The sequence below is a fragment of the Pseudomonas putida genome, from assembly GCF_001976065.1.
GTDB classification, from domain to species: Bacteria; Pseudomonadota; Gammaproteobacteria; order Pseudomonadales; family Pseudomonadaceae; genus Aquipseudomonas; species Aquipseudomonas serbica.
In genome coordinates this window covers 60801-84040 of the sequence record NZ_MNAH01000010.1, presented here as the reverse complement: position 1 = coordinate 84040, position 23240 = coordinate 60801, and the positions used below count along the sequence as shown (strand labels likewise).

General features: G+C 59.5%; 22 protein-coding genes. 3 read left to right on the top strand and 19 right to left on the bottom strand.

Features of this window, described 5'->3' with window-relative positions; genetic code table 11:
• Positions 1-81: 81 nt before the first annotated feature.
• The 15 genes from nuoF to BKX96_RS26805 form a co-directional block, all read right to left on the bottom strand.
• The gene (gene nuoF / locus BKX96_RS26880) at positions 82-1437 is read right to left on the bottom strand and encodes an NADH-quinone oxidoreductase subunit NuoF (RefSeq protein WP_046817163.1); all 1356 of its coding nucleotides are present in this window, start codon (positions 1435-1437) and stop codon (positions 82-84) included.
• Positions 1434-1931: an NADH-quinone oxidoreductase subunit NuoE gene (gene nuoE, locus BKX96_RS26875; RefSeq protein WP_008053447.1), complete on the bottom strand. Its 498-nt coding sequence runs from the start codon at positions 1929-1931 to the stop codon at positions 1434-1436. The genes nuoF and nuoE overlap by 4 nt, the downstream gene beginning before the upstream one ends.
• Positions 1932-1933: 2 nt before the next feature.
• Positions 1934-3718 carry an NADH-quinone oxidoreductase subunit C/D gene (gene nuoC, locus BKX96_RS26870; RefSeq protein WP_046817164.1) on the bottom strand — a complete coding sequence of 595 codons (1785 nt, stop codon included), beginning with the start codon at positions 3716-3718 and terminating at the stop codon, positions 1934-1936.
• A 73-nt stretch (positions 3719-3791) separates the two neighbouring features.
• The gene (locus tag BKX96_RS26865) at positions 3792-4466 is read right to left on the bottom strand and encodes a NuoB/complex I 20 kDa subunit family protein (protein ID WP_008061991.1); all 675 of its coding nucleotides are present in this window, start codon (positions 4464-4466) and stop codon (positions 3792-3794) included.
• Positions 4467-4476: 10 nt separating this feature from the next.
• Positions 4477-4890 carry an NADH-quinone oxidoreductase subunit A gene (locus BKX96_RS26860; protein WP_007905050.1) on the bottom strand — a complete coding sequence of 138 codons (414 nt, stop codon included), beginning with the start codon at positions 4888-4890 and terminating at the stop codon, positions 4477-4479.
• A gap of 641 nt (positions 4891-5531) precedes the next feature.
• Complete coding sequence (gene aceA / locus BKX96_RS26850) at positions 5532-6857, bottom strand: isocitrate lyase (protein ID WP_046817165.1); 1326 nt, start codon at positions 6855-6857, stop codon at positions 5532-5534.
• Between the two features lie 476 nt (positions 6858-7333).
• Positions 7334-8095: a secretin N-terminal domain-containing protein gene (locus tag BKX96_RS26845; protein WP_077185922.1), complete on the bottom strand. Its 762-nt coding sequence runs from the start codon at positions 8093-8095 to the stop codon at positions 7334-7336.
• 215 nt (positions 8096-8310) lie between these two features.
• Positions 8311-8736, bottom strand: a complete 426-nt coding sequence (locus BKX96_RS26840) for a GNAT family N-acetyltransferase (protein WP_032831798.1) — start codon at positions 8734-8736, stop codon at positions 8311-8313.
• Entirely contained in the window at positions 8729-9898 is a 1170-nt protein-coding gene (locus BKX96_RS26835) for a ribosomal protein uL16 3-hydroxylase (RefSeq protein ID WP_046817167.1), read from the bottom strand. The genes BKX96_RS26840 and BKX96_RS26835 overlap by 8 nt, the downstream gene beginning before the upstream one ends.
• Before the next feature lie 86 nt (positions 9899-9984).
• Entirely contained in the window at positions 9985-11355 is a 1371-nt protein-coding gene (purB, locus tag BKX96_RS26830; protein ID WP_007940861.1) for an adenylosuccinate lyase, read from the bottom strand.
• Between the two features lie 124 nt (positions 11356-11479).
• Positions 11480-12103 carry a high frequency lysogenization protein HflD gene (gene hflD / locus BKX96_RS26825; RefSeq protein ID WP_046817168.1) on the bottom strand — a complete coding sequence of 208 codons (624 nt, stop codon included), beginning with the start codon at positions 12101-12103 and terminating at the stop codon, positions 11480-11482.
• Positions 12100-13233 carry a tRNA 2-thiouridine(34) synthase MnmA gene (gene mnmA / locus BKX96_RS26820; RefSeq protein ID WP_046817169.1) on the bottom strand — a complete coding sequence of 378 codons (1134 nt, stop codon included), beginning with the start codon at positions 13231-13233 and terminating at the stop codon, positions 12100-12102. Before mnmA ends, hflD begins: the two co-directional genes overlap by 4 nt.
• Before the next feature lie 59 nt (positions 13234-13292).
• Complete coding sequence (locus BKX96_RS26815) at positions 13293-13739, bottom strand: NUDIX hydrolase (protein WP_077185921.1); 447 nt, start codon at positions 13737-13739, stop codon at positions 13293-13295.
• A gap of 209 nt (positions 13740-13948) precedes the next feature.
• Positions 13949-16174: an NADP-dependent isocitrate dehydrogenase gene (locus BKX96_RS26810; protein ID WP_046817171.1), complete on the bottom strand. Its 2226-nt coding sequence runs from the start codon at positions 16172-16174 to the stop codon at positions 13949-13951.
• A 269-nt stretch (positions 16175-16443) separates the two neighbouring features.
• Positions 16444-16671: a hypothetical protein gene (locus BKX96_RS26805; protein ID WP_077185920.1), complete on the bottom strand. Its 228-nt coding sequence runs from the start codon at positions 16669-16671 to the stop codon at positions 16444-16446.
• Here BKX96_RS26805 and icd point away from each other — a divergent pair.
• Positions 16670-17926, top strand: a complete 1257-nt coding sequence (icd, locus tag BKX96_RS26800) for an NADP-dependent isocitrate dehydrogenase (RefSeq protein ID WP_007972065.1) — start codon at positions 16670-16672, stop codon at positions 17924-17926. The genes BKX96_RS26805 and icd overlap by 2 nt on opposite strands.
• A gap of 82 nt (positions 17927-18008) precedes the next feature.
• Here the strand turns inward: icd and cspD are convergent, their stop codons facing one another.
• Positions 18009-18275, bottom strand: a complete 267-nt coding sequence (gene cspD / locus BKX96_RS26795) for a cold shock domain-containing protein CspD (protein ID WP_077185919.1) — start codon at positions 18273-18275, stop codon at positions 18009-18011.
• A gap of 224 nt (positions 18276-18499) precedes the next feature.
• Between cspD and clpS the strand changes: the two genes are divergently transcribed.
• Together clpS and clpA are read left to right on the top strand one after the other, a co-directional pair.
• Complete coding sequence (gene clpS, locus BKX96_RS26790; protein ID WP_020799529.1) at positions 18500-18883, top strand: ATP-dependent Clp protease adapter ClpS; 384 nt, start codon at positions 18500-18502, stop codon at positions 18881-18883.
• A gap of 30 nt (positions 18884-18913) precedes the next feature.
• Positions 18914-21184 (top strand): ATP-dependent Clp protease ATP-binding subunit ClpA, encoded by a 2271-nt coding sequence (clpA, locus tag BKX96_RS26785; protein WP_046817173.1) that lies wholly within the window; start codon positions 18914-18916, stop codon positions 21182-21184.
• A gap of 237 nt (positions 21185-21421) precedes the next feature.
• On the opposite strand, the gene infA is transcribed toward clpA, so the two are convergent.
• The 3 genes from infA to aat form a co-directional block, all read right to left on the bottom strand.
• The gene (gene infA, locus BKX96_RS26780) at positions 21422-21640 is read right to left on the bottom strand and encodes a translation initiation factor IF-1 (protein ID WP_002553999.1); all 219 of its coding nucleotides are present in this window, start codon (positions 21638-21640) and stop codon (positions 21422-21424) included.
• Positions 21641-21751: 111 nt separating this feature from the next.
• Positions 21752-22459 carry an arginyltransferase gene (locus BKX96_RS26775; RefSeq protein WP_046817174.1) on the bottom strand — a complete coding sequence of 236 codons (708 nt, stop codon included), beginning with the start codon at positions 22457-22459 and terminating at the stop codon, positions 21752-21754.
• 56 nt (positions 22460-22515) lie between these two features.
• Positions 22516-23196 (bottom strand): leucyl/phenylalanyl-tRNA--protein transferase, encoded by a 681-nt coding sequence (gene aat, locus BKX96_RS26770; protein WP_077185918.1) that lies wholly within the window; start codon positions 23194-23196, stop codon positions 22516-22518.
• Positions 23197-23240 lie beyond the last annotated feature (44 nt).

Below are 23240 nucleotides of genomic sequence, written 5' to 3'. Positions count from 1 at the left end.
ATCCGCGCGAATCAACACAGCCGGTAAAGGCGTCATCGCGCGAAAAGCGAAGGGCACGGACCCTTCGCCTGTTTTAAGCGTTTACGCGCCGACTACGATCGGCCTTGCCAGAGGCGGGACGGCGGCGCTGACAGGCGCGATACCGGCTTCGAACTCATGGCGGAAGTATTTGATTGCGCTGCCCAACGGCTCCACGGCGCCCGGTGCGTGAGCACAGAAGGTCTTGCCTGGGCCGAGGAAGCCCACCAGACCCAGCAGGGTCTCGATGTCGCCTGGCTGGCCTTCACCGTTCTCGATGGCCATCAGGAGCTTGACGCTCCATGGCAAGCCATCGCGGCACGGGGTGCAGAAGCCACAGGATTCGCGGGCGAAGAACTGCTCCATGTTGCGCAGCAGGGACACCATGTTGACGCTGTCGTCCACCGCCATGGCCAGGCCGGTACCCATACGGGTGCCCACCTTGGCGATGCCGCCGGCGTACATTTGTGCGTCCAGGTGTTCCGGCAACAGGAAGCCGGTACCGGCACCGCCTGGTTGCCAGGCCTTGAGCTTGTAACCGTCGCGCATGCCGCCGGCGTAGTCTTCGAACAGCTCGCGAGCGGTGACGCCGAATGGCAGTTCCCACAGGCCCGGGTTCTTGACCTTGCCGGAGAAGCCCATGAGCTTGGTGCCCATGTCTTCGCTGCCTTCGCGCGCCAGGGATTTGTACCAATCCACGCCGTCGGCAATGATCGCCGGCACGTTGCACAGGGTCTCGACGTTGTTCACGCAAGTCGGCTTGCCCCACACGCCCACGGCGGCAGGGAAGGGCGGCTTGGAGCGCGGGTTGGCGCGACGGCCTTCGAGGGAGTTGATCAGTGCGGTTTCTTCACCGCAAATGTAACGCCCGGCGCCGGTGTGGACGAACAGCTCGAAATCAAAACCCGAGCCCAGGATGTTCTTGCCCAAAAGGCCCGCTGCCTTGGCTTCTTCCACGGCACGGTTGAGGTGCTTGGCGGCGGTGGTGTATTCGCCACGCAGGAAGATGTAGCCACGGTAGGTTTTCAGCGCGCGGGCGCTGATCAGCATGCCTTCGATCAGCAGATGGGGCAGTTGCTCCATCAGCATGCGGTCTTTCCAGGTGTTCGGCTCCATTTCATCCGCGTTGCACAGCAGGTAGCGGATATTGATGGATTCGTCCTTGGGCATCAGGCCCCACTTCACGCCCGTGGGGAAGCCTGCACCGCCGCGGCCTTTGAGGCCGGAATCTTTCACGGTCTGGACGATGTCGTCCTGGGCCATGTCGGCGAAGGCCTTGCGTGCAGCGGCGTAACCGTTCTTGGCCTGGTATTCGTCGAGCCAGACGGCTTCGCCGTCGTCACGCAGACGCCAGGTGAGCGGGTGAGTCTCGGCCGAACGCTTGATGCGGTTGGCTGGACCGAAGGAAGTCAGGGTCATACGTAGCCCTCGAGCAATTTGGCAACGCCTGCTGGCTGCACATCCCCGAAAGTGTCGTCGTCGATCATCAACGCCGGCGCCTTGTCGCAGTTGCCGAGGCAGCAGACCGGCAGCAGGGTGAAACGACCATCGGTGGTGGTCTGACCCAGGCCGATGCCGAGTTTGCTCTGGATTTCGCTGACCACCGACTCGTGGCCGCCGATGTAGCAGACCATGCTGTCGCAGACGCGAATGATGTGACGGCCAACCGGTTGACGGAAGATCTGGCTGTAGAACGTCGCCACGCCTTCAACGTCGCTGGCCGGGATGCCGAGGATCTCGCCGATGGCGTACAGGGCGCCGTCCGGCACCCAGCCACGTTCCTTCTGGACGATCTTCAGGGCTTCGATCGACGCCGCGCGCGGGTCTTCGTAGTGATGCAACTCGTGCTCGATGGCCGAGCGCTCGGTTTCACTCAAGGTGAAACGGTCTGTCTGGATAAGCGTGCTGTTCATGCTTAGCGGTCCACGTCGGCCATAACGAAATCGATACTACCCAGGTACGCGATCAAGTCCGCGACCATGCTGCCTTTGATCACCGAAGGGATCTGCTGCAGGTGCGGGAAGCTTGGGGTACGAATCCGGGTGCGGTAGCTCATGGTGCCGCCATCGCTCGTCAGGTAATAACTGTTGATGCCCTTGGTCGCTTCGATCATCTGGAAGGATTCGTTGGCCGGCATGACCGGGCCCCACGAAACTTGCAGGAAGTGCGTGATCAAGGTTTCGATGTGCTGCAGCGTGCGCTCTTTCGGTGGCGGCGTAGTCAGCGGGTGATCCGCCTTGTACGGGCCTTCCGGCATGTTGCGCAGGCACTGGTCGATGATCCGGATGCTCTGGCGCATCTCCTCGACGCGCACGATGCAACGGTCGTAGGCATCGCCATTGGCGGCCAGCGGCACTTCGAACTCGAAGTTCTCGTAGCCCGAGTACGGACGCGCTTTACGCAGGTCGAAGTCGCAACCGGTGGCACGCAGGCCGGCACCGGTGACGCCCCATTCCAGGGCTTGCTTGGTGTTGTAGTCGGCGACGCCGATGGTCCGGCCACGCAGGATGCTGTTGTCCAGTGCGGCTTTCTGGTATTCGTCCAGGCGCTTGGGCATCCACTCGACGAAATCCTTGACCAGTTTTTCCCAGCCGCGCGGCAGGTCGTGGGCGACGCCACCGATGCGGTACCAGGCCGGGTGCAGGCGGAAACCGGTGATGGCTTCGATCACCGTGTACGCCTTCTGGCGGTCGGTGAAGGTGAAGAACACCGGGGTCATGGCGCCGACGTCCTGGATGTAGGTACCCAGGAACAGCAGGTGGCTGGTGATCCGGAAGAACTCGGCCATCATGATGCGGATGACGTCGACCTTCTCCGGCACCTTGATGCCGGCCAGTTTCTCCACCGAGAGCACGTACGGCAGGTTGTTCATCACACCGCCGAGGTAGTCGATACGGTCGGTGTACGGGATGAAGCTGTGCCAGGACTGACGCTCGGCCATCTTCTCGGCGCCACGGTGGTGGTAGCCGATGTCCGGAACGCAGTCGACGATCTCTTCACCGTCGAGCTGCAGGATGATGCGGAACGCACCGTGCGCCGAAGGGTGGTTCGGACCGAGGTTGAGGAACATGTAGTCCTCGTTCGGGCCGGAACGCTTCATGCCCCAGTCTTCCGGCTTGAAGCGCGCGGACTCTTCCTCGAGCTGCTGCTTGGCCAGGTTCAGGGTGAACGGGTCGAACTCGGTGGCACGGGCCGGGAAGTCCTTGCGCAGCGGGTGACCTTCCCAGGTCGGCGGCATCATGATGCGCGACAGGTGCGGGTGGCCTTTGAAGTCGATACCGTACATGTCCCAGACTTCACGCTCGTACCAGTTGGCATTCGGCCAGATGCTGGTGACGGTCGGCAGGCTGAGGTCGCTCTCGGACAAGGCGACCTTGATCATTACGTCACTATTACGTTCGATCGACATCAAGTGATAGAACACAGTGAAGTCGGCGCCGCTTGGCAGCCCTTGACGCTTGGTGCGCAGACGCTCGTCCACGCCGTGCAGGTCATAGAGCATGACGTACGGCTTGGGCAGGTTGCGCAGGAAGGTCAGGACTTCGACGAGTTTGGCGCGGGCAACCCAAAGCACCGGCATGCCGGTGCGGGTAGGCTGGGCGGTGAACGCCTCCGGGCCAAAACGATTGTTCAGTTCGACGACCACATCCTGGTCGTCTGCCTTGTAAGGCGGGATGTACAGAGCACTGCCTGTAGTCATGGTTATTTTATCGCTTTCGGTCAACGTAAAGAATGAAGCCAGTGTCTCGTTCTATTAAAGAAGCAGATCTGGATCAGACTTCGTCGGGGCTGCGCAGGTTGGTGACTGCGATTCGCTGTTCGCGGCGCTTATCCTTCTCCGAAGGCATCTCGGCGCGGTATACGCCTTGATCACCAACGACCCAGGAAAGCGGACGACGCTCCTGTCCAATCGACTCCTGCAACAGCATCAAACCTTGCAGGAAAGCTTCAGGACGGGGCGGGCAGCCAGGCACGTAGACGTCCACGGGCAGGAACTTGTCCACCCCTTGAACGACGGAGTAGATGTCGTACATGCCACCGGAGTTGGCGCACGAACCCATGGAGATGACCCACTTGGGTTCGAGCATTTGCTCGTAGAGACGCTGGATGATCGGTGCCATCTTGATGAAGCAGGTACCGGCGATAACCATGAAATCCGCCTGGCGCGGCGATGCCCGGATAACCTCGGCGCCAAAGCGCGCGATGTCGTGGGGCGCCGTGAAGGCGGTGGTCATTTCCACGTAGCAGCACGAAAGACCGAAGTTATACGGCCACAGGGAGTTCTTGCGCCCCCAGTTGATCGTGCCGTTAAGCACGTCTTCGAGCTTGCCCATGAAGATGTTTTTGTGGACTTGATCTTCTAACGGATCGGAAACGGTTTCCCGCTGGCCAATCGGATACTGCTCGTTAGGAGCATCGGGGTCGATCCTGGTGAGATTGTATTGCATTGCCAAAGCCTCATTGTTTCAGCTTCGCTTGCCGCTTGCGCCGAGCTTCCGGAGCCCAGTCAAGGGCGCCCACTCGGAATAGGTAGACAAGACCTGCCAACAGAATTGCTATGAAAACGAGAGCTTCGACGAATCCGGTCCAGCCGCTTTCGCGGACGGACACAGACCATGCAAAGAGAAAGAGGGCTTCGATATCGAAGATCACGAACAGCATCGCGACCAGATAGAATTTGGCTGAGAGCCGCAAGCGGGCGCCACCTGTAGGTAGCATGCCGGACTCGAACGGTTCGTTTTTGCTGCGGCCCCAGGCTTTTGACCCGAGTAGGCTGGAAACACCGAGCATGAAGGCACAGAGGCCGCCGACGCCTAGAAGGAAAATGGCAAAGCCCCAGTTGTGGGCCATGAGTCCTGTCGCTTCGGGCATGCTGGTAATCCTTAACAGAGAGCAAAGGTCTCTGAGCTTGAAAAAGTAACAAAGCAGTGACGATATGTCGCAGCAATCAATCCCGCTGATTTTATGGCTAAACACCCAGCAAGTAAAATTCCTATAGCGAAATTATTTATAGGAATAAGGACATAGCGAGGGGTAAAAGCGCCGTAGCCCTTGCGTTGCGGGCATTAGCCGGCATTTCGGGAATTATGTTTTGTAGGGAATGTAACGAACATGTTTTTTGCTAAATGATAATCAATATTGTTTGTGGTGGTTTTTAAACTGTTTAGTGGGTTTAGGGTGGGGAAGTTGTCTTATTTGCGCGTTACTGCAAGTAGTGGTGGTGCTCCTTTTAGCGGATTTTTCTGACGTGGATACCGTGCTGGATCAATGTTTTTGCCTGCCTCACCACTGACCCTTGTGGGAGCGAGCCTGCTCGCGAAAGCGGCGGGTCAGCCAACATCATTGCTGACTGATCTACCGCTTTCGCGAGCAGGCTCGCTCCCACAGGGTGTTGTAGTGTTTGGGGGATTGCAGGCAAAAAAACGCCCCGAACCAGTCGGGGCGTCAGAGGTGCAGCGCTGCGGTTAGCTTTCTATACGGCCCACAGCGGCTGATGTCTCAAGCAAAGCAGATCAGTGGAACTGTTCTTCTTCGGTCGAACCGGTCAGTGCGGTTACCGAGGACGAGCCACCCTGGATCACGGTGGTCATGTCGTCGAAGTAGCCGGTGCCCACTTCCTGCTGGTGAGCCACGAAGGTGTAGCCCTTGGCGGCGTCAGCGAATTCCTGCTCCTGCAGCTTCACGTAGGCAGTCATGTCGTTGCGGGCGTAGTCGTGCGCCAGGTTGAACATGCTGTGCCACATGTTGTGAATGCCGGCCAGGGTGATGAACTGGTGCTTGTAGCCCATGGCGGACAGTTCGCGCTGGAACTTTGCGATGGTCGCGTCGTCCAGGTTTTTCTTCCAGTTGAAGGAAGGCGAGCAGTTGTACGACAGCAGTTGGTCCGGGTATTCCTTCTTGATCGCTTCGGCAAAGCGACGAGCCTCGTCCAGGTCCGGCTTGGCGGTTTCGCACCAGATCAGGTCGGCGTACGGAGCATAAGCCAGGCCGCGGGCGATAGCCTGGTCCAGGCCAGCACGAACCTTGTAGAAACCCTCCTGGGTGCGTTCGCCAGTCACGAATGGCTGGTCGTACGGGTCGCAGTCGGACGTCAGCAGGTCAGCAGCGTTGGCGTCGGTACGGGCCAGGATGATGGTCGGAGTACCGGCAACGTCGGCCGCCAGACGGGCAGCGGTCAGCTTCTGCACGGCTTCCTGGGTAGGAACCAGTACCTTGCCGCCCATGTGGCCGCATTTTTTCACGGAAGCCAGCTGGTCTTCGAAGTGAACGCCGGCGGCGCCTGCCTCGATCATGCTCTTCATCAGCTCGTAGGCGTTCAGAACGCCGCCGAAACCGGCTTCGGCGTCAGCCACGATTGGCGCGAAGTAGTCGATGTAGCCGTCGTCGCCCGGGTTCTTGCCGGCTTTCCACTGGATCTGGTCGGCGCGACGGAACGAGTTGTTGATGCGCTTGACCACGGTCGGTACCGAGTCAACCGGGTACAGCGACTGGTCCGGGTACATCGATTCGGCGGAGTTGTTGTCCGCAGCCACTTGCCAGCCCGACAGGTAGATGGCCTGGATACCGGCTTTGACTTGTTGTACAGCCTGGCCGCCGGTCAGGGCGCCCATGCAGTTGACGAAATCTTTCTCAGGACGGAAGGCTGGCTTGGCACCCTGGGTAACCAGGTTCCACAGCTTCTCGGCGCCCATTTTTGCAAAGGTGTGCTCAGGTTGAACCGAGCCACGCAGGCGGACGACGTCAGCAGCGGAGTAAGTGCGTGTCACGCCTTTCCAGCGCGGGTTCTCAGCCCAGTCTTTTTCGAGGGCTGCAATTTGCTGTTCGCGTGTCAGTGCCATGGGAGATAAACCTCGTCGCGTCTTTATGAAAAGTTGTTCTGCGGTGGAAAATTCCTGCGCTCGCTGACCAGAAGCTTAGGTGGTCAAGTCGAGTTCGGCGGGGATGGCGACGGGATGAACGATGGGCTCGAGGGGAAGTGAGCAGGTAAGGGCGAACTGGCGGGCGCATTCGGGCGTCGTGGGCCTTGGTGCGAACTTCAGTGTGATGCCGGGTTTACCTAAATACGCTTCCGTCCCTCGGGACAACTTCGTTCCAGTCGGCAACCTCGTCAAACACACCTTGTGGGCGGTACAGACACGAAGCGGTTCGCGGGGTAGGTGCGAACATCGCCTCGAAGGCCCTTACCAGGGCCCCTGATTAGCGGGAGCGAGGCCATCATGCCTTCGCTTTTTTGCCTCGTCAAACGTTTTGTAGTGCTTTTTTCAAGGCACTACATCTTTGGTCTAATACGACTCGTCAGTCAGTTTTCGAGGCTTTAGTCCAAAGTATCGACTTTCACCCGCAAGGTCATGTCGTTGCGACTCTGGGTCGAGTAGCTGCGGGCCACGCCCTGTTTGTCGGCCTGGGTCTGGCCATTGACGCCGGCCAACAGGATCCACTCGCCCAGGCGTCCGGTGACAGTTGTGTCGGTGCTTTGCACGTTCACTACATCGGGACGTTCCTGGCTCAACCGGTCACGGTTGGTACTGATAGTCAGGTGAACGATCTCGCCGGTGACGTTGGCGGTGACGTAGAAACCCTGGGTGACGTTGCGGTATTCGGTCTGGGTGCGCAGGTCGCCGTAGGCGTCGGTCTGGCTGCTGGTCAACGGCACGCTTTGGCCCACCTGGATCAGCGCTGGCATGCCGTCAGTGGCCTGGATTTGCTGGATGCCTCCGTCACGGCTGTCGGTGGTATGGCTGATGACGCGGGTCTGGTTCGGTTTGGCGCCATTGACCGAATAACCCTGATTGCCCTGAACGTTGTTTTCGTTGGTGTCGACGGTGATCAGCAGGCGTTTGGGTGCGGTATCGAGCTGGCCGATCAGCGCCTTAAGTTCGTCGATCTTGCGCTGATCGGCGTTGACGATGAGCTGATTGCCGTAGGCGCTGACCTGGCCGTCCTTACCGATGAAATCCTGCGCCACCGGCAACATGTCGGCGCTGGTGTGGTAGTTCAGCGGCACGATTTCGGTGGCGGCCATGAGCGAAAAACTGCAGGTCGCCAGCAATGTGGTGAGCAGGGTGCGTAGGGACATATCCGTTATCTCCGCAATCAAAGGGCTTGATATTGCCAGTTTGTCGGCCAGGGAGGGGGCAAGTTGAATCCTGGACAGCAAAACGCCCCGGCATCGTGTGATGTCGGGGCGTTTTGTGGTGCAGCTACTGGCCTCTTCGCGAGCAAACCCGCTCCCACAGGGGAATGCATTTCAATTGTGGGAGCGGGCTTGCTCGCGAAGGCCGCGCCTCGGTGTCAGGCCGAGTGGCGGACCATGTCCACATGCGGAATCCCTGCTTCGAGGAACTCCTCGCTGACCATGTGAAAGCCCAGCCGCTCATAGAACGCCGTGGCTTGCACCTGGGCGCTGAGCATCTGCTGCTTCAATCCGCGCTCTTCGGCTTCGCCGATTACCGCGTGCATCAGTGCGTCACCGACTTTCAAGCCGCGCCAGTCCTTGAGAACCGATACCCGGCCGACGTGACCGTCGGGCAGCAGGCGGGCAGTGCCAACCGGAAAGTCGCCTTCGAGGGCGAGGAAGTGCACGGCCGTCACATCGTCGGCATCCCATTCCAGTTCCGGCGGAACGGACTGCTCGGCGACGAAAACCGCTTCACGAATGCGGCGGATCTCGGCGTTGTCCTTTTGCCAGTCTGCGACACGTACGTGAATCTTATTCATCGGCGAACCCCAGGCTTCCTTGCTTGACCAGTTCGCACAGCAGGCCGCGGCCATCTTCGTCTGCCAGCCAGTCACCCAGGTTGTCGACGTGCAGCGCGTCGGCAGCGCAGATCATCTTCAGCAACTCACGCAGTTTGCCCGGCAGATAGCGGCTCTGGCCGCTGGCGAACAGCAGCAGGTCGTCATCGACTTCCGACCAGGCCAGGCGTGCGCTCGGATTACGGATCAGTACCGCGCCTTGCTCCAGCGCGCCGAGGACGTCGTCTTCTTCGAGGTCTTCCGGACCGACCACCAGTTCCGGGTAGCGTGGCTCGGTCATGAACTGGCCGAACCAGGTCAGCAGCAGGCGCTCGTCGCTCATGTGCTCGGCCAGCAGGCCTTTGAGGCGGTCGAGGGCGTCATGCTGGATCTGATGCGGATCTGCCACCGGCAGGGCATCGGCGTCGGTGTAGCGCTCTTCGTCCGGCAGGAACTGGCTGAGGAAGTCGGTGAAGTGGGTCAGCACTTCGGCGGCGCTCGGTGCGCGGAAGCCGACCGAGTAGGTCAGGCAGTCGTCGACGGCCACGCCGCAATGGGCCAGGCGCGGCGGCAGGTAAAGCATGTCGCCCGGTTCCAGGACCCACTCATCGGTGGCTTCGAATTCAGCGAGAATCCGCAGGTCCGCGTGTTGCAGCAGAGGGCTTTCGGAGTCGCACATCTGGCCGATTTTCCAGTTGCGCTTGCCATGGCCCTGCAGCAGGAACACGTCGTAGTTGTCGAAGTGCGGACCGACGCTGCCACCGGGGGCGGCGAAGCTGATCATCACGTCGTCGATACGCCAGCTCGGCAGAAAGCGGAAGTTTTCCAGCAGTTCGCTGACTTCCGGCACGAACTGGTCCACGGCCTGAACCAGCAGGGTCCACTCACGCTCCGGCAATTTGCTGAATTCGTCCTCGGCGAACGGGCCGCGACGCAATTCCCATGGACGCTCGCCGTTCTCGATCACCAGACGCGATTCGACTTCTTCTTCCAGCGCCAGGCCGGCCAGTTCGTCGGCGTCGATCGGGCTTTCGAAATCGGGAATCGCCTGACGGATCAGCAACGGTTTTTTCTGCCAGTAGTCGCGCAGGAATTCGCGTGCCGTGATGCCGCCCAGAAGTTGAAGAGGAATGTCAGGATTCATGTGTAACCTATTGAAAAAAAGCACTTTTCATACGGGAATAAAAACGCCCGGCGCGGCCGGGCGTCTTAAACGGTTCTAGCGGTCGATCAGATGCGCTTGGCTTGCGCTACAGCATTGCCGATGTAGTTGGCCGGGGTGAGCAGTTTCAGCTCGGCCTTGGCAGCGGCAGGCATGTCCAGGCCATCGATGAAAGTCTGCAGCGCTTCGGGGCTGATGCCCTTGCCGCGGGTCAATTCTTTCAGCTTTTCGTACGGGTTTTCGATGTTGTAGCGACGCATCACGGTCTGGATCGGCTCGGCCAGCACTTCCCAGCAGGCGTCCAGGTCAGCGGCGATCTTCTGCTCGTTGAGCTCCAGCTTGCTGATGCCCTTGAGGCTGGCTTCGTACGCGATCACGCTGTGGGCGAAGCCGACACCGAGGTTGCGCAGTACGGTGGAGTCGGTCAGGTCACGCTGCCAGCGGGAGATCGGCAGCTTGCTTGCCAGGTGCTGGAACAGTGCGTTGGCGATGCCCAGGTTGCCTTCGGAGTTTTCGAAGTCGATCGGGTTGACCTTGTGCGGCATGGTCGACGAACCGATTTCGCCAGCGATGGTGCGCTGCTTGAAATAACCCAGGGAGATGTAGCCCCAGATATCGCGGTCGAAGTCGATCAGGATGGTGTTGAAGCGCGCGATCGCGTCGAACAGCTCGGCGATGTAGTCGTGCGGTTCGATCTGCGTGGTGTACGGGTTGAAGCCCAGGCCCAGCTCGTCTTCGATGAAGGCGCGGGCGTTGGCTTCCCAGTCGATCTCAGGGTAGGCCGACAGGTGAGCGTTGTAGTTGCCAACAGCGCCGTTGATCTTGCCCAGCAGCGGTACGGCGGCGACTTGAGCGATCTGGCGCTCCAGGCGGTAAACCACGTTCGCCAGTTCTTTGCCCAGGGTGGTCGGCGAGGCCGGCTGGCCGTGGGTGCGCGACAGCATCGGCACGTCGGCGAAACGGATGGCCAGTTCGCGGATGGCGTTGGCAGTCTGGCGCATCAGCGGCAGCATCACGTCATCACGGCCTTCGCGCAGCATCAGGGCGTGGGACAGGTTGTTGATGTCCTCGCTGGTGCAGGCGAAGTGGATGAATTCGCTGACCTTGGCCAGTTCCGGCAGCTTGGCTGCCTGCTCCTTGAGCAGGTATTCGATGGCTTTTACGTCGTGGTTGGTGGTGCGCTCGATCTCTTTGACGCGCTCGGCGTGCTCCAGAGAGAAGTTTTCCGCCAGGGTGTTGAGTACAGCGTTGGCTTCGGCGGAGAACGCCGGCACTTCGCTGATGGCAGGGTGAGCGGCCAGGCGCTGGAGCCAGCGCACTTCAACCAGGACACGGGCACGGATCAGGCCGTACTCGCTGAAAATTGGGCGCAGGGCCTGGGTTTTGCCGGCGTAGCGGCCGTCAACAGGGGAAACCGCAGTGAGCGAAGAGAGCTGCATGGGGTGTTCTCGGACAGTCGGGCAACGAAATGGGGCGCGTATCATACATGAAAAAATCCGCCGGTCCGTCGCCAACTGACCGGCGTATTACGCGTATTGCTGAGTTCTGTGTCGCCGATGCGGGTTATTCGTTACGCATCAATGGGTAAAGCTCTTTGAGCAATTTGCGCCGGCTGATCACCAACTGCCAGCGATGACCGCCCAATTGCCGCCACAGGCGTGCCGAACGGATGCCGGCCAGCAGCAGGGCACGAATTTTCGAGGCGTTGCTCGGCTGCTGCAGGTTGCGCATGTCGCCATGTACCTGGATGCGTTGGCGCAGCGTACTCAGGGTGTCCTGATACAGCGCGCCGCAGGCGGCGATCACGTTTTCGTGGGCCGGGCCGAAGTGTTCGACCTGGGACTGGATCTGCGGCAGGCGTTTGCCGATCACGTCCAGCATGTCGCTGCGCTTGGCCAGCTGACGTTCAAGACCGAGCATGGCCAGGGCATAACGCAGCGGCTCGCGCTGCAGGGCACTCGGGTCGCGCTCGAGGGCGCCGATCAATGCGCGATAGCCTTCGCGCAGGTTGATGTCGTCGCCGCCATAGACTTCCAGGGTGTCCTTGGGGTCGCGGATCAGCAGGCTGCCGAGCATGCAGGTCAGGCCGGCCTCGTTGGTCTGGCCGGTCTTGGCGATCTTGTCGACCAGCACCGCGGCGAGAAATACCCCGCCGAGGGCCGTCAGTTGTTCCTGGGTGGGGGTCATTGAGCCTGGCCCTTGCTAGTCCAGGGTTCTGCCACTTCGATCACGCCGCCGCCGAGGCAGATTTCGCCGTCGTAGAACACCACGGACTGGCCCGGGGTGACCGCGCGTTGCGGGTCATCGAAGGTCGCGCGGTAACCGGTGGCGGTTTTCTCCAGGGTGCAGGGCTGGTCGCTCTGGCGATAACGCACCTTGGCGGTCAGCTTGCGGGGCTGGCTCAGGTCGATCGGGTTGACCCAATAGATGTCCGAGGCGAGCAGGGCGCGGGAGAACAGCCACGGGTGGTCGTTACCTTGGCCAACGATCAGTTCGTTGTGCGCAAGATCCTTGATCAGTACGTACCACGGTTCGTCGCTGGCGTCTTTCAGGCCGCCGATGCCCAGGCCCTGGCGTTGGCCGATGGTGTGGTACATCAGGCCATGGTGACGGCCGATGACTTCGCCTTCGGTGGTCTTGATCTCGCCCGGCTGTGCTGGCAGGTATTGCTTGAGGAAGTCGCTGAAGCGGCGCTCACCGATAAAGCAGATACCGGTGGAATCCTTTTTCTTCGCGGTGGCCAACTCGTATTTCTCGGCAATCGCGCGAACCTGCGGTTTTTCCAGCTCGCCGACCGGGAACAGGGTCTTGGCGATCTGCTCGCCGCCGACGGCGTGCAGGAAGTAGCTCTGGTCCTTGTTCGGGTCCAGGCCCTTGAGCAGTTCGGTGCGGCCGTCGATGTCGCGCCGACGCACGTAATGGCCAGTGGCAATCAGGTCGGCGCCGAGCATCATGGCGTAGTCGAGGAACGCCTTGAACTTGATTTCGCGGTTGCACAGGATGTCCGGGTTCGGCGTACGGCCGGCCTTGTATTCGGCCAGGAAGTGCTCGAACACGTTGTCCCAGTACTCGGCGGCGAAGTTGGCGGTGTGCAGCTTGATGCCAATCTTGTCGCACACGGCCTGGGCATCCGCCAGGTCATCCATGGCGGTGCAGTATTCGGTTCCGTCGTCTTCTTCCCAGTTCTTCATGAACAGGCCTTCCACCTCATAGCCCTGCTCGATCAGCAGGAGGGCGGAAACGGAAGAGTCCACGCCGCCGGACATGCCGACAATGACGCGCTTCTTTTGTGTGTCAGAAGGGGCTGGATCACGCATAGGGATTCAATGAGTGTCTTGAAAAAGGACGCGATTCTAACAGGCCCGGGCCCGCAAGGCTAAAGAGAAGGGCGTATCAATTCGAGATCGAAGTGAATGCCTGCCAGATAGTCGTCGATGCAGCGCATGATCAGCTCACTGCGCCAGTGCTCGCGCTGCTCGATTAATTCCTCGCGGGTCAACCACTTGGCGCCGACGATGCCGTCGTCCAGTTGATACTCGGGGTGGTGTTTCAACGCTTTGGCAATGAAGCAGACCCGTTGGTAGGTCACGCCGTTGCTCGGGGCGGTATACAGATAAATGCCCAGTACGCCGGTGGCTTCGATGTCCCAGCCGGTTTCCTCGAGGGTTTCGCGCACGGCGGCTTCGGTCAGTGTTTCGTTCGGGTCCAGGTGGCCGGCGGGCTGGTTGAGCACCACGCGCCCGTGCTTGAGTTCTTCGACCATCAGGAAGCGGCCGTTGTCTTCGACGATGGTGGCGACGGTGATGTGGGGTTTCCAGTCCATGAGATCTCCTCGAAGTTGAAATGCTGTCCCTGTGGGAGCGGGCTTGCTCGCGAAAGCGGTGGGTCAGTCAATAAAGATGTTGAATGATAAACCCCTTTCGCGAGCAAGCCCGCTCCCACATTGGATCGGATTTCACCGATAAAAATATGTATGGGCCACAAACACAAACCCCGGCACAGGGCCGGGGTTTGTGGTGCTTCCTTACAACCTTAAACCAACGCTGCAACCGCTGCGTTGAAAGTTGCGCTCGGACGCATGGCCTTGCTGATCAGCTCGGCGTCGGCGTGGTAGTAACCGCCGATGTCCACTGGCTTGCCCTGAACGGCGTTGAGCTCGGCAACGATAGTTGCCTCGTTCTCGGTCAGGGTCTTGGCCAGGGTCGCGAACTGCGCTTGCAGTGCAGCGTCTTCGGTCTGGGCGGCCAGGGCTTGAGCCCAGTACAGCGCCAGGTAGAAGTGGCTGCCGCGGTTGTCGATGTTGCCGACTTTGCGCGATGGCGACTTGTTGTTGTCCAGGAACTGGCCGGTGGCCTGGTCCAGGGTCTTGGCCAGAACCAGCGCCTTAGGGTTGTTGTAGGTCACGCCCAGGTGTTCCAGGGACGCGGCCAGGGCCAGGAATTCACCCAGCGAATCCCAGCGCAGGAAGTTCTCTTCCAGCAGTTGCTGCACGTGCTTGGGCGCTGAGCCGCCAGCGCCGGTTTCGAACAGGCCACCGCCGTTCATCAGCGGCACGATCGACAGCATCTTGGCGCTGGTGCCCAGTTCCATGATCGGGAACAGGTCGGTCAGGTAGTCGCGCAGGACGTTGCCGGTTACCGAGATGGTGTCCTTGCCGGCGCGGGTGCGCTGCAGGGTGAACTTCATCGCGTCGACCGGGGCCATGATCTGGATGTCCAGGCCGGCAGTGTCGTGATCCTTCAGGTAAGCCTGGACTTTTTCGATCACCACGCCGTCGTGGGCGCGCATCGGGTCCAGCCAGAAGATCGCCGGGGTGCTGCTTGCGCGAGCACGGTTGACGGCCAGCTTGACCCAGTCCTGGATCGGCGCGTCCTTGGTCTGGCACATGCGGAAGATGTCGCCGGCTTCAACCGACTGTTCCAGCAGCAGGGTGCCGTTGGTGTCGGTCACGCGGACAACACCGTTGGTCTTGATCTGGAACGTCTTGTCGTGGGAGCCGTACTCTTCGGCTTTTTTCGCCATCAGGCCAACGTTCGGCACGCTGCCCATGGTGGTTGGGTCGAAGGCGCCATTGGCCTTGCAGTCTTCGATGACCGCCTGGTAGATGGTGGCGTAGCAGCGATCCGGGATCACGGCCTTGGTGTCGTGCAACTGGCCGTCGGTGCCCCACATCTTGCCGGAGTCACGGATCATGGCCGGCATCGATGCGTCGACGATGACGTCGCTCGGCACGTGCAGGTTGGTGATGCCTTTGTCGGAGTTGACCATCGCCAGGGATGGACGAGCGGCGTAGACCGCCTGGATATCGGCTTCGATCTGAGCTTGCTGCTCGGCCGGCAGGGCCTTGATGCGAGCGTACAGGTCGCCGATGCCGTTGTTCAGGTTGAAGCCGATCTGTGCCAGCACGTCAGCGTGCTTGGCCAGTGCGTCTTTGTAGAACTCGGCAACGATCTGGCCGAACATGATCGGGTCGGAGACCTTCATCATGGTCGCTTTCAGGTGAACCGACAGCAACACGCCCTGGGCCTTGGCGCTTTCGATTTCAGCGGCGATGAAAGCGCGCAGAGCGTTTTTGCTCATGACGGCGCAGTCGAGGATCTCGCCAGCCTGGACGGTGGTCTTTTCTTTCAGGACGGTGGTGGTGCCGTCTTGAGCGATCAGCTCGATCTTCACGGCGCCAGCGGCGTCGATCAGGGCGGCTTTTTCACTGCCGTAGAAGTCACCGTTGCTCATGTGCGCAACGTGGGACTTGGAGTCCGCAGCCCAGGCGCCCATCTTGTGCGGGTGCTTGCGAGCATAGTTCTTGACCGACAGCGGAGCGCGACGGTCAGAGTTGCCTTCGCGCAGAACCGGGTTCACGGCGCTGCCCTTGACCTTGTCGTAACGGGCCTTGGCTTCTTTGTCGGCGTCGCTGCTCACGGTTTCCGGGTAGTCCGGCAGGGCGTAGCCCTGGGCTTGCAGTTCCTTGATCGCGGCTTGCAGCTGCGGAACCGAGGCGCTGATGTTTGGCAGCTTGATGATGTTGGCTTCAGGCGTAACGGCCAGGGCGCCCAGTTCGGCGAGGTGGTCGGCTACGGCTTTATCACCCAATTGCTCGGGGAAGCTGGCCAGGATGCGCCCTGCAAGAGAAATATCGCGGGTTTCAACGGCGATATCAGCCGAGGCGGTGAACGCCTCTACGATAGGCAACAGTGAATAGGTGGCGAGGGCGGGAGCTTCGTCGGTGAAGGTATAGATGATCTTCGAGCGGGTGGGCATATTCGGATTAACTCTCTCTTCTTTGCTAAAGCGTGCGCAGAAACTCGAGGGGCGCCGGGTAAGCGCGTTCGTTCAAAGTCATCCATGAGCCGAATATCGAGATTTCGTTGCTGTGATGTTGGGTGCATCAGTAGGGCGTCAAAGTAGGCGGGCTGCGGTAGCAGACCGTCTCATCGGGCTGAAACACTCGTCGTAGAGCTGTTCAACCTGACGTGACCCTTTAGTCAGCGGCGGCATTATACATAGGTAGCTGGCAATCTGCCGATGGTTCACACACAACGTTTGTCGTCCATTGGTCTAAAGGTCGCAGGAGCGAGCAGGGCGTAAGGTGATTCGCGATGCTTGAGTTTGGCGCTTTTCCCTTTGATTTCAGGCTTGTAGGGCGCAGGTTGTATAGCTTTGCGGCCTATCGATAGAACATAGGGTTTGCGCGCCGATTTAACTGGGTTACGCTCGAACCAAGCCAGATGTTCAATCCAATCAATGGAGTTCAGCATGGGTTACAAGAAGATTCAGGTTCCAGCCGTCGGCGACAAAATCACCGTCAATGCAGACCATTCTCTCAATGTTCCTAATAACCCGATCATTCCCTTCATCGAAGGCGACGGCATTGGTGTCGACATCAGCCCGGTCATGATCAAGGTTGTCGATGCTGCTGTGAAAAAGGCTTACGGCGGCGAGCGCAAGATTTCCTGGATGGAAGTGTACGCCGGGGAAAAAGCGACCCAGGTCTACGATCAGGACACCTGGCTGCCTCAGGAAACCCTGGACGCGGTCAAGGACTACGTGGTTTCCATCAAGGGCCCGCTGACCACGCCGGTCGGTGGCGGTATTCGTTCCCTCAACGTGGCCCTGCGCCAGCAACTCGACCTGTATGTCTGCCTGCGCCCGGTGCGCTGGTTCGAAGGCGTGCCAAGCCCGGTCAAGAAGCCAGGCGACGTCGACATGACGATCTTCCGCGAGAACTCCGAAGACATCTATGCCGGTATCGAGTGGAAGGCCGGTACCCCGGAAGCCACCAAGGTCATCAAGTTCCTTAAAGAAGAAATGGGCGTCACCAAGATCCGTTTCGACGAAAACTGCGGTATCGGCGTCAAGCCGGTGTCCTTGCAAGGTACCAAGCGCCTGGCGCGCAAGGCCCTGCAATATGTCGTCGACAACGACCGCGATTCGCTGACCATCGTGCACAAAGGCAACATCATGAAGTTCACCGAAGGTGCCTTCAAGGAATGGGCCTACGAAGTGGCGGCTGAAGAGTTCGGTGCGACCCTGCTCGACGGCGGTCCGTGGATGCAGTTCAAGAACCCGAAAACCGGCAAGAATGTCATCGTCAAGGACGCCATTGCTGACGCCATGCTCCAGCAGATCCTGCTGCGCCCGGCGGAATACGATGTGATCGCAACCCTGAACCTGAACGGCGACTACCTCTCCGACGCCCTGGCGGCGGAAGTGGGTGGTATCGGTATTGCGCCAGGCGCCAACCTGTCCGACACCGTGGCCATGTTCGAAGCCACCCACGGTACCGCGCCCAAGTACGCCGGCAAGGACCAGGTCAACCCGGGGTCGTTGATCCTGTCGGCTGAAATGATGCTACGCCACATGGGCTGGACCGAAGCGGCCGACCTGATCATCAAGGGCACCAATGGCGCGATTTCCGCCAAGACCGTGACCTATGACTTCGAGCGCTTGATGGAAGGCGCCAAGCTGGTGTCTTCGTCCGGCTTCGGCGATGCGCTGATCTCGCACATGTAAGAAACATCGATGCATGCGAAAACCGCCCGGCTCAAGCGATTGAACCGGGCGGTTTTTTTATGACTGGATGACGATGCTGCGTTTAAACCGTAACGGTTTGTTGCGTAGCAGGGTTCGCGGCCTTCGTGGTATCGACAGGAGCGCCGATGTTGACGGCGTGCAGGCCCTTGGGCCCCTGGATGATCTCGAAGACGACGGCCTGTCCGGCTTTCAGGGTTTTATAACCCTCCATCTGAATGGCCGAGTAGTGGGCAAACAGATCTTCTGTCTTGCCATCCTCGATGATGAAACCGTACCCCTTGGCGTTGTTGAACCATTTCACCTTGCCACTGACCTTGACACCTGACATACCAACTCCCTCTGCAACAGACTCCATCACTGGAGTATCATCCAGTACATCCGCAGTCACTTCTTAGAAAAAAAGTTGACTCCGCGGACCTTTTTTACCCACTGTGGGCTCTATTGGTTGTAACACCGTTTTGCCGATAGTCAAGGTGACCAGGCAGTCGGAGTTGAAATCACCCAAGACCGCCCCCACCACTGTATTTGCACAACTGACGAACCTTTCTTTCCATGCATGCAATCAGCCAGATTCGACTAACATTCAATCAGGATCGCCCGACTCTCCAGAAAGATCGCCCGGAGGAACACGACGACGATTCCGCAGGCATTGCTGTTCAGGAGGCTAAGCCTGCTTTACAGGCGCCGCCGATGTACAAGGTGGTTTTGTTCAATGATGACTACACACCGATGGATTTCGTCGTCGAAGTGCTCGAGGTGTTTTTTAACCTGAATCGCGAGCTGGCGACCAAGGTCATGCTGGCCGTCCATACAGAAGGGCGGGCAGTATGTGGAGTGTTTACCCGCGACATCGCCGAGACAAAGGCCATGCAGGTCAACCAGTACGCCAGGGAAAGCCAGCATCCGCTACTCTGTGAAATCGAGAAGGACGGTTAATCGCCGACCACTTGGGTATGAGGTGAAGCTATGTTAAACCGCGAGCTCGAAGTCACCCTCAATCTTGCCTTCAAGGAGGCTCGTTCGAAGCGTCATGAATTCATGACCGTCGAACACCTGCTGCTGGCCCTATTGGACAATGAGGCTGCCGCCACCGTTTTGCGTGCGTGCGGCGCGAACCTCGACAAACTCAAGCATGACCTGCAGGAGTTCATCGACTCCACCACGCCATTGATCCCCGTGCATGACGAGGATCGTGAGACCCAGCCAACCCTGGGCTTCCAGCGTGTCCTGCAACGTGCTGTGTTTCACGTACAGAGCTCGGGCAAACGCGAAGTGACTGGCGCCAACGTGCTGGTCGCGATCTTCAGTGAGCAAGAGAGTCAGGCAGTGTTCCTGCTGAAACAGCAGAGCGTTGCCCGTATCGATGTCGTCAACTACATCGCCCACGGCATTTCCAAGGTGCCAGGGCACGGCGATCACTCTGAGGGCGAGCAAGATATGCAGGACGACGAGGGCGGTGAGTCTTCATCTTCAGGCAATCCACTGGATGCTTATGCCAGCAACCTTAATGAACTCGCGCGCCAGGGTCGAATCGATCCATTGGTAGGCCGTGAGCTGGAAGTCGAGCGCGTCGCCCAGATCCTGGCCCGTCGTCGCAAGAACAATCCGCTGCTGGTGGGCGAGGCGGGCGTGGGTAAAACCGCGATCGCCGAAGGCCTGGCCAAGCGCATTGTCGACAACCAGGTGCCGGACCTGCTGGCCAACAGCGTCGTGTATTCCCTCGACCTGGGTGCCTTGCTGGCCGGGACCAAGTACCGCGGCGATTTCGAGAAGCGCTTCAAGGCGTTGCTCAATGAGTTGAAAAAACGTCCGCAGGCGATCCTCTTCATCGACGAAATCCACACCATCATCGGTGCGGGTGCAGCGTCCGGTGGGGTCATGGATGCCTCGAACCTGCTCAAGCCGTTGTTGTCGTCCGGTGATATCCGCTGCATCGGCTCGACCACCTTCCAGGAATTTCGCGGGATTTTCGAGAAGGATCGTGCCTTGGCGCGTCGCTTCCAGAAAGTCGATGTATCGGAGCCTTCGGTGGAAGACACCATCGGTATCCTGCGCGGCCTGAAGGGGCGTTTCGAGTCCCATCACAATATCGAATACAGTGATGAGGCCCTGCGCGCCGCTGCCGAACTGGCTTCACGCTACATCAATGACCGGCACATGCCGGACAAGGCGATCGACGTGATCGACGAGGCGGGTGCCTATCAGCGCCTGCAACCCATCGAAATGCGCGTCAAGCGCATCGAGGTGCCACAAGTCGAGGACATCGTCGCGAAAATCGCGCGGATTCCGCCAAAACACGTCACCAGTTCCGATAAAGAGCTGCTGCGTAACCTTGAGCGTGACCTGAAGCTGACGGTGTTTGGCCAGGATGCTGCGATCGATTCGTTGGCGACCGCGATCAAGCTGTCCCGTGCCGGCCTCAAGTCGCCTGACAAGCCAGTCGGTTCGTTCCTGTTTGCGGGTCCTACCGGCGTCGGTAAAACCGAAGCGGCACGTCAGCTGGCCAAGGCGCTGGGTGTCGAGCTGATTCGCTTCGACATGTCCGAGTACATGGAGCGCCACACCGTATCGCGTCTGATCGGTGCACCTCCAGGCTATGTCGGGTTCGATCAGGGCGGTCTGCTGACCGAGGCCATCACCAAGCAGCCACACTGCGTGCTGTTGCTCGATGAAATCGAGAAGGCGCACCCGGAGGTCTTCAACCTGCTGCTGCAGGTGATGGATCACGGAACGCTGACCGATAACAACGGGCGCAAGGCCGACTTCCGTAACGTGATCGTTATCATGACGACCAACGCCGGTGCCGAAACCGCAGCCCGTGCTTCGATCGGTTTCACCCATCAGGACCACTCGTCCGATGCGATGGAAGTGATCAAGAAGAGCTTTACGCCAGAGTTCCGCAACCGTCTGGACACCATTATCCAGTTTGGTCGCCTCAGCCATGAGGTCATCAAGAGCGTGGTGGACAAGTTCCTTACCGAACTTCAGGCGCAGCTGGAAGACAAGCGCGTGTTGCTGGAAGTCACCGATGCGGCTCGCAGCTGGTTGGCGGCTGGCGGTTACGACTCGGCAATGGGAGCTCGTCCGATGGCGCGCCTGATCCAGGACAAGATCAAGCGCCCGCTGGCGGAGGAGATCCTCTTTGGCGAACTGGCCGAACATGGCGGTGTGGTTCACATCGACATCAAGGACGGCGAACTGACCTTCGAGTTCGAGACTACGGCTGAAATGGCCTGACGTTAAATCGCAATAAAGCAAAAAGGCGCCGATCGGCGCCTTTTTGCTGTCTTGAAGAAATGCGCCGGCCCCTGTGGGAGCGAGCCTGCTCGCGAAGAGGGCGTGTCAGTCTCCATTCATGTTGACTGGCATATCGCATTCGCGAGCAGGCTCGCTCCCACATGGGGCTGCAGCCAGATTCAAGTCGAAGGCAAACAAAAACGCCCGGCATAAGCCGGGCGTCTTGTATTGACCTGATTAACGAGCGCGGTAAGTGATGCGCCCTTTGCTCAAGTCATAGGGCGTCAGCTCGACGCGCACCTTGTCACCGGTAAGAATACGAATGTAGTTCTTGCGCATCTTGCCGGAAATATGCGCGGTTACGACGTGCCCATTTTCCAACTCCACACGAAACATGGTGTTGGGCAGGGTGTCGACGACAGTGCCTTCCATTTCGAAGCTGTCTTCTTTCGACATGCAGTAAAGCCCTCGGTGTCCAATGAATGGCCCGGTGCAACTGCGCCAGGCAAAAGCGGCGTGCATTGTGCCCGAAAAAGGGTGTTCAAGCCAAGGGGTTTAGGGCCTGCTCTAGTTCAGAACGACCCAGCGCTGGTTTATCAGCAGTTCAATTGGGCGATACTGGGTCTTGTAGCTCATTTTTTTGCAGTTCTTGATCCAGTAGCCCAGGTAAACCGCATCCAGACCCAATCGCCGGGCTTCGGCGATTTGCCAGAGTATGGCGAAGCGCCCCAGGCTGCGCCGCTCTTCGCCGGGCTCATAGAAGGTGTAGACCGCCGACAGACCGTTCGGCAGAAGGTCGGTAACGGCAATGGCCAGCAACCGGCCCTCAAGGCGGAATTCATAGAACCGTGAAAATGGCAGGTCGCGAACCAGGAAGGTCGAGAATTGATCGCGACTGGGTGGGTACATGTCGCCGTCGGCATGGCGTTCTTCGATGTAGCGCTGGTATAGATCGAAATATTCTTCGCTGAAGCCCGGCTTGGCGGGGCGCACCTGCAAGTCGGCGTTGCGTTTGAAAATACGCTTCTGCTGGCGATTGGGGGTGAATTGTCCAACCGGAATGCGCGCCGGTACGCACGCATTGCAATTCTGGCAATGGGGGCGATACAGATGGTCGCCACTGCGCCGAAAACCCATTTCAGACAGGTCTGCATAGACGTGCACATCCATGGGCTGGCTAGGGTCGAGAAACAGGGTCGTGGCCTGCTCCTCGGGCAGATAACTGCAGGAGTGGGGTTGAGTGGCATAAAACTTCAAACGCGCCAACTCGGTCATGATCAACCCTCGGATAGTGCTTTGGATTAAGTGTAAGCCACGCGCGCAAAAGTCGCTCAGCAAACCCAGGTTGCACGATTGGGTTGGTCCAGATGCCGCGCCAGGTAGTCGGCAAACACGCGGCGAGGAATGGCCCGGGCACCCAGGCTGTGCAAATGGTCGGTGGGCATCTGGCAGTCGATGAGCACAAAACCCGAGTCTTTCAGATGTTGCACCAGTGTGGCAAAGCCAAATTTCGAGGCGTTGTCGGCCAGGCTGAACATGGATTCGCCGAAAAACAGCTGGCCCATCGCCAGGCCATACAGTCCGCCGACCAGTTCATCCTGGTCCCAGACCTCCACCGAATGCGCATGGCCGCGCCTGTGCAGTTCGATATAGGCGTCCTGCATGGCGTCGGTGATCCAGGTGCCGTCCGCATACTCCCTGGGCGCGGCGCAGGCGCGGATGACCGCGACGAAATCCTGATCGAAGGTCACCTGGTAGCGTTGTTGGCGCAGGAGTTTTTTCAGGCTGCGGGACACATGCAGTTCATCGGGAAACAAGACGGTGCGAGGGTCCGGCGACCACCAGAGAATCGGCTGGCCTTCGGAAAACCAGGGAAAACAACCATGGCGGTAGGCCTGGATCAATCGATCGGCGGACAGGTCGCCACCGGCCGCCAGCAATCCATTGGGATCACGCATGGCCTTTTCCAGGGCCGGGAAGGTCAGGGTGTTGCGTTGTAACCAAGTCAGCATGGCGTCAGGGCTTGCAGAAGGGGAGGGCGGTGGCGGGCGTTGGG